Here is a 12534-nt window from a genome sequence, read left to right as displayed (position 1 = left end):
TTTAGCAGAAATAGGTATTTTTGTGCAATGCACATTGCGCGTTAAACAAATGATGGCACTTGGGACACTGATAGTGAGCATGTAGATATTGTGCGGGTGTCATTTGATGCAAACAAACGCCACAGCAGACGGCCGTCTCTTCAGTATCTAGAGAAACTGGCACGAATGGATGCGTATTTAATGCATCATGACATAAGTAACAAGCATAGTATTTTCGACATTTAGCGCAACGATTAGCCACCACATCGACATCCGTATGCCAATGCTTGCAACGGCCTTGTTGATCTAAATTTATTCCTTTAATCACAATGTCAAACGTCTTTTATGCAAGATAATGCCAATAATACTTGCCAAGACAGCTTTGATAGTATCTCCCGGCAAGAAGGCTGCTTGATAAATCAACGCTTTATTTAATGACATGTGTGCCACTATATTTAATCCAATCGCACCAGATACAAGAATGAACAACATTCCAAAAATGAGTAATGTTATCAAAAGTGTTAAAAAACTAAGCTTGTTGTTCTTCTCTAACCATTCTGTTGCCCAACCAATTAAAAATGCAGCAACTGGATAAGAAAATAAATACCCTGCTGTTGGTCCAATGAACACAACAAATCCGCCCGAACCACCGCTTAAAATAGGTAATCCAAGGGCTGCTAGAATCAAGAACCCAAGAACTGTGAAGAATCCGTATTTTTTTCCAAGAATAACACCCGCCAACATAATACCCATATTTTGCAAAATAATTGGGGCCGGTATGAATCCTAATGGAATCCCTGGAATAGCGCCCATTACAATAATTACTGCTAATAAAATAGCCGAAGCCGAAAGGGCTTTTGTTTTCATAATATTCTCCTTTAGTAAACCATGTTAATTATTTTAGTTTACTAAAATGCTGTTGTCAAGTTTACAGCAAATAAAAAACGCTCAAAGCGTTTTCGATGAACTTACTTCACTATTTCGTCGGTGACTCTTTCTTGTTGCAAAAAATACAATTGACATGATCACTAAGAATCCAAGGCCTATAAACAACGGCACTCGTGTATCTGGATTAAATACCATAAATACTAGTGTTACCAATAACATTAAAATCGCAAAATAGTTAGTATATGGTGCGAATGGCATTTTAAAAGGATGATTCACCATTTGACTAGCATTTTCTTTTCTAAACTTTATCTGGCTCCACAAGATAACAAACCAAGGTACCATGCCTGGTAATGTACTTGCTGAATAAACTAATACGAAAATACTTGAACTACCGTGCCAAAATAAAGGTAATACGGCGTTTAAAATAATCCCTAGTAGGATACCACCTGAAATTGCTAGTACTGGTAATGTGGGTACACGGTGCTTTGATAATTTCAAAAATTTTGGTGAGAGCTCTTTGCCAATTGCCAATGTGTAAAGCATCCGACTAGACGAAAAGATTCCTGAGTTCAAAGCTGACATAGCTGCTGTCATCATCACAAAATTGATAATTCCAGCAGCAGCTGTGATACCTACTCGTGAAAATGTTTCGACGAATGGGGAACCGACTTGATCTAATTCGTTCCAAGGATAAATAGTAATGATAACAAATATGGCACCAATGTAAAAAATCAATATACGCGCCACAATTGATTTAATTGATTTTACAATAGCTACTTGTGGATTATCCGCTTCTCCAGCAGTTATACCAATTATCTCAATCGCCTGGTATGATGTGATAACTATTGACAGTGCAAAGAAAAATCCTTTAACACCACCAGCAAAGAACGGTCCATGCGTCCAAAGGTTTGAAAAACCAATCGGTTGCCAATGATTACCAAAACCCAACACAATAACCAACAAGCCTAAAATAATCATAAATATGATAGTAACCACTTTAATCAACGAAAACCATGTTTCCATTTCACCATATGCTTTAACAGTCACTAGGTTCGCGGCTGTTAGCATAGCCAATACTACCACCCCAGTGACCCAACCAGGAATGTGCGGGAACCAATAATCTAAATACATTCCGACAGCAATCGTCTCACTGACACCAACCGTGAGCCATTGGAAAACATTTGCCCAAACGGTCAAATATCCAGCAACCGGATGAATATATTTTGTTGCATAATTAGCAAATGACCCAACTGACGGATCGACATAAAGCATTTCACCTAAAGCACGCATCACTAGGTACAAAACCAATCCCGCTATCGCGTAGGCTAATAATACCGACACACCAGTCCATTTGATTGTGGCTGATGATCCCATAAACAGGCCAACACCAATTGTGCCGCCAAGCGCAATCATTTGCATCTGTCGAGATGATAAATCTCTGCTTAGTTCTCTATTCTGTTTCTCTGCCATGACAGTTTCCTTTTCTTTAAAACGAATAAAAAAAGCGTCCTTAGAATCTTAAATCTAAGGGCGCTTTTTGCACGGTACCACCTCATGAATAGTTCAAGATAAAGCTTAAGCAAAAATAATTAATTCCTTATTAGCTGCGCTTCATCTTAACTCTTTCATCAGGTTAACGACCAATGACTCCGGTCATACTTTCACTCGTGCTACTCGTATGTCACTTCCAAGGTAGTTTTCCAAACAGCATTGCGTCATTTTCACCAGCCATGACGTCTCTCAAACAACAACTATTAGTACTCTTCCTCTTCAACGTTTTTACCTATAATACACTATATTGGCTTATTTTGCAAAGTCAATTTTAACCAGTATTTAAAACACATTCCCCCCTATATATCCTAATTGATATACAAAAAAAGAACTGTTCTGAACGAACAATTCTTTTTAAATGGATTATCCCAAAGGTCGCCAACTTTACGTCAGTGCTCCCGCTCGGATTCGAACCGAGGACCTTGGGATTAAAAATCCCCTACTCTAACCAACTGAGTTACAGGAGCATTTCTTATGCCTTAGCACATTTATATATAATACAGACTTTCCAAACAAAAAGCAACCCTTTTTTTCAATTTAAATTACTTTTTTTGATTGGCGTTTATCATTTAACTGAAAAGGCATTCAAATAGCCGTTGTCACTTACAAAAATTAAAATTTTTTTGTTAGTATTATAGAAAAAAACTACCCAGCAGGTAGTTTTCATTCTAGATTATTTTTCTTGGTCGCCATCGCTCAGATCATCAAGATCATCGCCACCAGATAACTCTGTCATATTGGCATCAATTGATTCATCATCTGATAAATCGATTTCATTACTCTCATCATCGCTTTCAACTTCAACTTCAGTTTCTTCGTCGTCAGTCTCTGTATCATCATCAGTAACCGCACCAAAGTCTTCGTCTTCAGGATCATCGTCATTATAATCAATAACATCATCATCTGAAGCATTATCAGCAAATACGTTAACCTTCTTTTTTGCTGACTTCTTACGCTTAGGAGCGTCTTCTTCATCGTCAAGCTCATGGATAGATTCGTCGATTGCATCAACTGGATACCACGCACGCAAAGCCCATTCATTATTTCCAAGTGAAATGAATGAACCGTCAGTGTTCAAATCTGTATAAAATTGTGAAAGACGTGATTTAAACGTCTCTGCATCAACTTCCAAAAATTCCTGGATTTCTTGAACTAATGAACTAAAAGGCATCGCTTCTTTATGTTCTGTCAAAATGGCTGTTGCAATTTCAACCAATGCAAATTCTTCTTTAGGGTGATTGCCTAATGTTGTAAGTGACATGTTCTACGTCCTTTCGGGGGTTTCTAACTAATCTAGCATACTAGATTTGGGCATAAATTGCAACCGAATTTCATATTGCCCAACAATTTGTTGCATAGCATAAAGAACATAGTCAATCGCAACTTCACCATGCGTTTCTTCATGATCTATGTTTAGCGCCATTAATGTGGTTAGTGTTTCCAACTGCATCTGCCCAGTTGGTGTTTGATACAAGGCAGGGATACGCTGTGATTTAACAAAAGAGAACTTTGTTAAAATGTCACCTGATCGATTCATACGTACACGGTTCTCTTCAAACTTAAACATAATTTGTGTTTTTTGATTCTCAATTACTTCTGTATATCGTAAATAAAGTGCATCGTTTTTCAAAAAAAGTTGTCCATTTGTATGAAATTCGAATTCTTCAAGATCATTTTCTTGACGAATTTTCGTTTTTAGATGAATTTCAACATCTATTTGGTCTTTAATTGCCATAATTTACCCCTATTTTAATCTAAAATCTATTATAATATAAGAAACGGCAAAAGGGCTTACTATGTTAAAAGAAAAATTACCTAAAGAAAAAGTACTGCGTGATCCAATCCATAACTTCATACATGTTGAAGATCCTATTATTTTAGATCTCATTAATACACCTGAATTTCAAAGGTTGCGCCGTGTAAAACAATTAGGTATAACAAGTTCTGTTTTTCATGGAGCAGAACATTCTCGCTTTGGCCATTCAGTCGGCGTCTATGAACTTGCTCGTCGTATCACGGAACGCTTTGAACAGTATTACAGTGATGTTTGGGACCCGAAAGAACGCCTACTAACGCTAGTAGCCGCACTGCTTCATGACATTGGTCATGGCGCCTTCTCGCATACCTTTGAACACTTATTTCATACAGATCACGAGGCGATGACTCGTGAGATTATTACGGGTGATACAGAAATCCACCGCGTCTTGGCTCAAGTTTCACCAGACTTTCCAAACAAAGTTGCCAGTGTTATCGCGAAAACTTATGAAAATCCACAAGTCGTTCAACTAATTTCTAGTCAAATTGATGTTGACCGAATGGATTATTTGCTACGTGATGCCTATTTTACTGGTACAAAATATGGTGAATTCGATATTGATCGAATATTACGTACTATGCAACCAACCCCTGATGGCATTGCCTTTGACATTGCTGGTATGCATGCCGTTGAGGATTATATTGTTTCACGTTATCAAATGTATTTACAAGTTTACTTCCACCCAGTATCTCGTGGCATGGAAGTCTTGCTAGAACATTTACTACAACGCGCACAAGAACTGTATCGCTCTAATACGACTAGCGAGTTTGCGGAAAATGATTTTGTTGGTCCGCTATTAGCGCCTTTATTTAGCGACAAAAAACTAACTTTATCTGAATATTTAAAGCTCGATGATAATGTTTTTATGACCTATATTAATATTTGGCAATCACATTCTGATCCCATTTTGTCTGATTTATCACAACGTTTCATGGGACGTCGCCCACTAAAATCAATGGAAATCACCGACGAAACGGCCCCACTGCTTGAAGAACTCGAGCAACTTGTGGATAATGCTGGATTTAATCCTAGATTTTACACGGCGCGTAATAATGCCTATGATTTGCCTTATGATGATTACAAACCAAATGTCGCCAAGCCAAGGACACAAATTGACTTTTTGTTAGCCGATGGTTCACATCGTGAATTATCAGATATGTCCACATTAGTTGCAGCTATTAAAGGTAAGGCCTCCATAGATCAGCGCTTCTTTTTTCCAAAGGAAATGCTCAATATTGAACCAGACGAGTTATTCGCAGATACGTTCAAAAAATTCCGTAGTTTTATTCGTAACAATGCATTAACTACACCAAATCCAGAATCCTAAAGGTTCAACATGATTCCATTATACTTTAAAATATATCAGCAGATTAAAGATGACATTCGTGACCATACTTACCCCGCTGGTTCTTTTCTACCCAGCGAAAATGAGTTGGTGACTCAATTTCAAACATCTCGCGATACAATCCGTAAAGCGCTCGCAAAATTAGACGAAGAAGGACTTATTCAAAAACAGCGTGGTAAAGGGTCACAAGTCATTTCTCATCAGTTACGTCACTTTCCAATCAGTGGGCTCACCAGTTTTCATGAATTGGAAGAGCTGCAACACTTCCATGTTGTTACTGAGGTTCCTGTATTCGAACATCTTACCGTCACAAAAAAGACTCAGAAAACAACTTTATTTCCTGTTGGCACCCCTTTATATCATATTGTTCGTGTTCGCATTATCGACGGTATCTATAGTGTTATTGACGAAGATTATATCCGTGCAGACATTGTTCCTGGCCTCACTAAAGACATAGCTAAGCATTCTATTTATGCTTATATTGAGAATACCCTACACTTGTCGGTTGCCTATGCTGAAAAAACAATTACTGCCGAACTAGTTACAGCAATGGATCGCAAATTATTGGTCGGTTTGCCTGAGAACGAAAATCGATTAATCCAAGTTGAAAGCCAAGGTCACTTAACTGACACAACATATTTTCAACGCACTATTGCAAGACATAGACCTGATCAATTTCAGTTTAATGAATTTGCACGACGACAAACAACTTAAAACAACTGCTCAAATACTAAGTACTTGAGCAGTTGTTTTTTATTTAGTAAGCAATTGCAAAACTTTCATAGGGTTTCAAAAGCATTGTCCCCGAAACAGGTTGCGCTGGATAGTTAGTAACCAACACTTGACCATTTTTAACAATCTCATCAGAAATAGATATTGACACTGGCGTTTCACCAAAATGTGTAACAACCAAAATATGTTTTCCTGCTAATTGTCGTTCAAAGGCAATGATTTCTTCAGATTCCTCATACTTTGGTGTATAGTCACCATCAGCAATCACTTCATTTTCTTGACGTAAACGAATCAAATTTTGGTAAAATGCATACAAACTGTCAGCTGATTTTTCATCTTGAGCAACATTAATTTGTTCGTAATTCGCATTTTGTAGCCATGGCTCATGCGTTGAAAAACCAGCATAATCCTCATTGCGCCATTGCATTGGAACACGTGAGTTATCGCGTGATTTTGTTTGAACAATTTCAAAAGCTTGTTGTTTCGACAACCCCTGCTCCAATAGCATTTGATAAGCATTTTTACTTTCAACATCAACATATGTTTCAATTTTATGATACGTTGGATCAATCATGCCAATTTCTTCGCCCATATACACATATGGTGTGCCTCGGTTTAAATGAACAAGCATAGCCAACATTTTGGCACCGACACGATAATATTTTGGTGTTTTAATGAAACGGTTTATTGCCCGTGGTTGATCGTGATTGTTCCAGAACCAAGCTGGCCAACCGTGATTCTCCATTAATCCTTGACTCCACTCATGCCAAATATGACGCAATGATTCAAAATCATAAGGCACTTTTGTCCACTTGTTACCATGATCATAATCAACTTTTAGATGATGAAAGTTGAACCCCATGCTTAACGCCTTGTTATCAGGATTTGTATATGCAGCTGTATTTTGCACAGTAGTTGAACTTAATTCACCTACAGTAATTACATCAGGATATTTCCCAAAAGTAGCTGCGTTCATCTCCTGTATATAGTCTTGGACGATTGGTGTATCAGTATATAAAAACTTTCCGCCGTTATCAGTTTCATCATCAACTAGTACTTCAGATTTACCGATTACATTAATCACATCAAATCGGAAACCACGAACCCCCTTTGCTAACCAAAAATTTAAAACATCATAGAGCTCTTGACGAACTGCTGGATTATGCCAATTTAAATCAGCTTGTGTTGGATCATATAAGTGAAGGTAGGCTAAATTAGTATCACCAAATTTAGCCCACGCCGAACCACCAAACTTCGATACCCAATTAGTTGGCTCATGTCCATTATCACGGTAAGGTCGCAAGTAATAATAATCTTGATACTTTTGATCACCTGCAAGCGCTTTTTGGAACCAAGTATGATCAGTTGAGGTGTGATTGAATACCATATCCAACATAATTCCCATATGGTATGTTTTAGCTTCTTTGACCAAGTTCTCAAAATCAGTCATCGTACCAAATAATGGATCAATCGCCGTATAATTACTTATGTCATAGCCATTATCATTTTGTGGGGATGGAAACACTGGGTTCAACCATATCATGGTAACTCCCAGCTTTGCCAAGTAGGGCAGCCTTTGAATGATACCAGGCAAATCACCTACACCATCCCCATTACTGTCTTGAAACGATTTGGGATAAACCTGGTAAACAACATGTTTTCCTAATTCAGTCATAATCTTCTATCCCTCACTTTGAAATGGCATCTTTGAAGACATTCTTCTTTTCAACTTGTGCGGCTGCTTGTTCCGTGTCGCTGTCTTTAAATCCCCATAGATAAACTGCTACAAACGAAACGGCAATTGTTGCTGCTGAGGCGATAACGAAAATCAATAAGTTATTAGGATTATCTTGTGGAGAAGCAAATGATGGGAAACCAATTAATGAGCCGGTGAAACCATACATATGAAGATTGAATAGTCCGGCAATCAAACCACCTGTGGCACCACCTAAGTTAGCCATCCAGAACACTCGACCATATTTCAAATTAATACCATACATCGCAGGCTCAGTAATTCCAGCAAAGGCTGACAACGCACCAGCACCGGCCAAACCTTTCAAGTTAGCAATCTTAGTTTTTGCAAAGACTGCTAATGCACCAGCACCTTGTGCAATCATTGTGAAGTTAACCAGCGCATTCAATTGTGACTGCCCTGTTTGCGCAATTTCGTTAGCAATTAGCGGCACAACCATCCAATGCAATCCGAAAATAACTAATACTTGATACAAACCTCCGATAACCAAACCAGATAATGCGTAGTTAAAGTTAAGCAACGCATTAATAGCAACAGATATACCGGATGAAATCATTGTAATTGCGGGTCCCATGATTACTAATACAACAGAACCAACAATAAATATAGTGATTAAAGGTTGGAAGATTGATCGAATTGAAGCTGGCAAATGGTCCTTTAGCCAATTCCCAATGGGACGTGCCAACCAAGCTGCAAAAATAATTGGGAAAATTGAATAAGCATAGTTAGGAATTGTAATTGGTAAACCAAAGAAATGTGCGTTGATTGGCATACCTAACAACACACCTGAAGCCTTTGCTGCTGATAACCCAATCATTTCTGGTTTAACTAACAGCGCACCAATCGCCGCCACAACCAAAGGATCTGATTTCAACTGCTGCGCTGCTGTAAATCCGACTAACACTGGTAAAAAGTAAAATGGTGCCATCGCCATCGACTGAATAATCGTAAACGTATCTGACTTGGTACTAATTAAACCAAGCAAATTTGGATCTGACAATAAAGTCAGAAATCCATTTAACATACCACCTGCTGCTAATAATCCAATCACCGGAATCATTGATCCAGTGATTGTACCAATTAGCGTTTGGAAAGCACCTTTAAACCAGTCAAGTACATTTTTTGGCTTTTGATCTTTGGCTTTTGTTGCTTCTACTGCTGCATTCGTTGCTTCGTTGTCCACTACACTTGATCCTAGATGCTCGACAACCTTATCGTAGACGTCAGCAACTGCTGGTCCGATAACTACTTGATACTGTCCCAACGCGCTGTTATAGACGGCACCAGCTATTCCTGGTACTTTTGACATTTCTTCTGTATTGGCCTTAGTTTCATCATTTAAATAGAAACGCAAGCGTGTAATACAATGTATCACTTTATCAACATTGTCCTTACCGCCCACATTTTTAATGATGTCTTGAGCCATGCCTTCATAGTCTTCCTTAGCCATAATTAGTCTCTCCTTGCCTTAGCACTACCCAACTGTTGTCCTGCAACTGCTGGTCCATAATGAACTGTGATTGATTCTAATTTATCTGCTGTATTTGTAATCAACACTAGCGTTGTTTTTGGAAGACCAGCTTCTTCCACTTGCTCCCAGTTGACTGTTACCAGGTCATCACCTGCATCAACAATATCGCCTTCTTTCACTGCCGTTGTAAATGGTTTGCCATTTAAAGAAACGGTATCGATACCTATATGCACTAACAGCTCTAGGTCGTCAAAGCGTTTCAAACCAATAGCATGACCTTGAACCATCGTCACCTTCCCAGAAACCGGGGAAACAATTTTTGAAGCATTAGGTTCGACTGCATATCCATCACCCATCATTTTCTGTGCAAAAACAGGATCCGAAACCTTGTCTAAAGGAATTACTTCACCGGTTACTGGTGCGTAAACATGCTCATCTTCGCTTATTTTTTTCCCAAATCCAAACATAGCCTTCTCCTTTAATCAAACAACTTGTACGTACTAGTTACTACCTTAAGGATAACACAATCTGATAATTATGTAAACGGTTACAATTAAAAACATGAAGCCCCATCTTAATTACAAGATAAAACTTCATGTTTTATAATTATTTTTTACAAGTGAATGGTACATCTAGCGAACTTTTTGATAAATCTATAGTGTACGCGATGGATTGGTTTCCACGAATTGTCATTTCAAAATCTGTCGCATATATAATTAATCCCAATTGATGTCCTGGTCTCATTTTGTAGTAGGTTGGTTGTAACTCAAAATGTAAATCGATATATTGATTAGGCAGTAAGTCATCATTTTGACGAGAACTCGTCCGGTTCTGTAAATTAATATGGCCAATAGTGATCATCTTGTAAGCAGACTTTTGGGATTCAAATGACATCAAATCTGTCGGGCTAAAATTCACACCACGGTCAATCACCACTCCTTGGTTAGTAGGTGTTTCTTTCAGATATGTGTCATCCCCATAGTCGACAACCATTGCGCTGATCAATCCTATATTATGTGATGATTTTACTCGCAGGTTTAATAAAATTTCCCCATCTACTATACGTTCGCTTGTATACGTTTCGCTCTTAAATATCTGATTTGTTGGCAATTTTCCAGTAATCGTGTCGTCACGCCATTTATCAAAATGCTCGCAGTAATAAGTGAACTGATTTTCAGGTAACCAATCCTTAAAATTAAGTTCACCGCTGTTTTGATGGGTGGTAAGCACATTACTACCAATATAGTACTTACTTTTTTTGCTTGCTCCCCACTCATCTAGGACATGCCAGGCATCTTCTGTAGTATTGTCTTGCCATGTAACGGTAGGTAATACTTCGTTAGCTTTGACATCTTTATCCAATAATTTCTCAGTCAGCCAAAGATTCATCTGATCTGAGAAATCTAAAGAGCGATTGTTGTTGATATAGATATGTTGGCCTTGGTGTAAATATATTTTTTTAACGTTTGGTAAATCGCGGAGTGCTGACCATAATTGATAAACTTGCCGTGGTTTAACATTCCAATCGTTTAGACCATGAACCATTATCATATCCACTTTAATATTCTTGACTTGATTTAAATAATTACGTGTATCCCAGTAGTAGTCATAATTGCCATTTACACGGTCAGTGAACTTTTCAGTATTCGCTTGAAAATCATCCCACTGGTTTTTAGTTTTTAACCAGTCAGCTGGATCTTTTATCCGTGAATATACTAATTCGGCTAATACATCCATATCTTCACCTGGAAAGCCACCGGGTGCGACAACCAGACCATTGTCTCTGTAATATTGATACCAATTAGAGATAGCAGCCTCAGAAATAACTGTTTTTAAACCAGAAACTCCTGTGGTGGCAACTGCCGTAGCCAAAGTTCCCAAATAAGAGCGTCCCGTCATAGCAATATTGTGATTTGACCAATTAGCTACAATGGCAATATTACTTGTGCGATCAGTAAAGGCCACTCTATTACCAGCTAACCATTCAACAACATTTTTCATTGATTCAACTTGCTCGGGAGATCCAGTATCCTGCATACCATCAGAATGACGTGTGCCAATACCTGCAGCGTAAACAACTGCATAGCCACGAGACAAAAAATACTGATTCAAATCAACGGTTTTCCCTGCTTCTTGAGTAAAAATCACAGAAGCTTCTTCAGCGTAACCATTAATTTGACGTGCAAGCGGTTTTGCCACATTCTCTTCCATCTGATTCAAATTACTCAGGGCTGATTGATGCGTGTCCTTTCTTGTTAACGGTACGTTAACGTCATGAACCTTGGCGTCGTTTCCTTTTTCGTTTAAACCTTGATAATAAGGTGATGCTGTAAATAAAACCGGTAATTTTTCATTTGTATTTGGTCTTATAATATCTACTTGGACTAAATCAAATCGCCCGTCATTATCAGTATCAACAGAAGTTTCCACCCAAACCGACTCACGGATTAAATCGTTTGTATTATAGGTTGGCAAAGACTTACCATTAAAGAGTAGGCGATGATTATTAGATTCAAAATATCCTTGGCTTGCCAGCTCATCAATAAATAACAAACCATTATTTGTGTGGCTGTTTAGCAACTCATACCATGCGTGACGTAAATTATTTACCGTCGCTATTGGTAAACCTAATTGCCGAAATGTAGCCACCCCATTATATCCGTTACCCGCCAAGACCTCCGTAAATCCTAGCAGTTGGGCAGCAATACAATAAAAGACGGCTTGTGTGAGTGGTTGCTTTGTTTCTAAGAAAAGAAAAATATTTTGCTCATCGGTGGCGAGATGTTCCCGTAACCAGTCATTTTGGGCTTCATAAGTTTTATAATTTGTCAAAGCACGTCGCAATAGTGTTTCAAAGTCTTCACTATTAAAACCAACAGCTCTTAGCTCTTCTAATTCGGTTGCTGAATCAACAGCAATTCGACCATATTGATTAATCATAATACACCTTTTATTGTTTTTATCTCATTATACGACAAAAGCACTCATCTGCGGACGAG

General features: G+C 38.2%; 11 protein-coding genes and 1 tRNA gene. 2 read left to right on the top strand and 10 right to left on the bottom strand.

The genetic code is table 11. The annotated features are described in order from the left end of the window. Window position 1: 1 nt before the first annotated feature. From RHP64_RS02545 to RHP64_RS02520, 6 genes are all read right to left on the bottom strand, one after another. Window positions 2-307, bottom strand: coding sequence for a CHY zinc finger protein (locus tag RHP64_RS02545; protein WP_014324379.1), 306 nt, complete (start codon window positions 305-307; stop codon window positions 2-4). Next, window positions 304-846 (bottom strand): biotin transporter BioY, encoded by a 543-nt coding sequence (locus RHP64_RS02540; RefSeq protein ID WP_025267838.1) that lies wholly within the window; start codon window positions 844-846, stop codon window positions 304-306. The genes RHP64_RS02545 and RHP64_RS02540 overlap by 4 nt, the downstream gene beginning before the upstream one ends. An 81-nt stretch (window positions 847-927) precedes the next feature. Then, window positions 928-2337, bottom strand: coding sequence for an amino acid permease (locus RHP64_RS02535; protein WP_004164568.1), 1410 nt, complete (start codon window positions 2335-2337; stop codon window positions 928-930). A 474-nt stretch (window positions 2338-2811) separates the two neighbouring features. Beyond that, window positions 2812-2885, bottom strand: a tRNA-Lys gene (locus tag RHP64_RS02530). Window positions 2886-3091: 206 nt separating this feature from the next. Beyond that, window positions 3092-3679 carry a DNA-directed RNA polymerase subunit delta gene (rpoE, locus tag RHP64_RS02525; RefSeq protein ID WP_014324377.1) on the bottom strand — a complete coding sequence of 196 codons (588 nt, stop codon included), beginning with the start codon at window positions 3677-3679 and terminating at the stop codon, window positions 3092-3094. Window positions 3680-3706: 27 nt separating this feature from the next. Then, on the bottom strand, window positions 3707-4153 hold the full coding sequence (locus RHP64_RS02520; protein WP_025267836.1) for a YwiB family protein: 447 nt from the start codon (window positions 4151-4153) through the stop codon (window positions 3707-3709). A 61-nt stretch (window positions 4154-4214) separates the two neighbouring features. On the opposite strand from RHP64_RS02520, the gene RHP64_RS02515 reads away from it, so the two are divergent. Both RHP64_RS02515 and treR read left to right on the top strand, forming a co-directional pair. Continuing rightward, on the top strand, window positions 4215-5561 hold the full coding sequence (locus RHP64_RS02515) for an HD domain-containing protein (protein ID WP_014324376.1): 1347 nt from the start codon (window positions 4215-4217) through the stop codon (window positions 5559-5561). Window positions 5562-5570: 9 nt separating this feature from the next. Next, complete coding sequence (gene treR / locus RHP64_RS02510; protein ID WP_025267835.1) at window positions 5571-6293, top strand: trehalose operon repressor; 723 nt, start codon at window positions 5571-5573, stop codon at window positions 6291-6293. 43 nt (window positions 6294-6336) lie between these two features. On the opposite strand, the gene RHP64_RS02505 is transcribed toward treR, so the two are convergent. The 4 genes from RHP64_RS02505 to RHP64_RS02490 all read right to left on the bottom strand — a co-directional run bounded on the left by RHP64_RS02505 (window position 6337) and on the right by RHP64_RS02490 (window position 12475). Then, on the bottom strand, window positions 6337-7986 hold the full coding sequence (locus RHP64_RS02505) for an alpha,alpha-phosphotrehalase (protein ID WP_061514784.1): 1650 nt from the start codon (window positions 7984-7986) through the stop codon (window positions 6337-6339). A gap of 13 nt (window positions 7987-7999) precedes the next feature. Further along, window positions 8000-9514: a PTS transporter subunit EIIC gene (locus RHP64_RS02500; RefSeq protein ID WP_025267833.1), complete on the bottom strand. Its 1515-nt coding sequence runs from the start codon at window positions 9512-9514 to the stop codon at window positions 8000-8002. 2 nt (window positions 9515-9516) lie between these two features. Beyond that, window positions 9517-10002 carry a PTS sugar transporter subunit IIA gene (locus RHP64_RS02495; RefSeq protein WP_025267832.1) on the bottom strand — a complete coding sequence of 162 codons (486 nt, stop codon included), beginning with the start codon at window positions 10000-10002 and terminating at the stop codon, window positions 9517-9519. A 139-nt stretch (window positions 10003-10141) separates the two neighbouring features. Then, on the bottom strand, window positions 10142-12475 hold the full coding sequence (locus RHP64_RS02490; protein WP_061514783.1) for a Xaa-Pro dipeptidyl-peptidase: 2334 nt from the start codon (window positions 12473-12475) through the stop codon (window positions 10142-10144). Between the last annotated feature and the right edge of the window lie 59 nt (window positions 12476-12534).

It is taken from the genome of Leuconostoc sp. XM4, from assembly GCF_055698815.1.
Note: the sequence above shows the minus strand (reverse complement) of the source record. Positions and strands in the feature narration are given on the sequence as shown.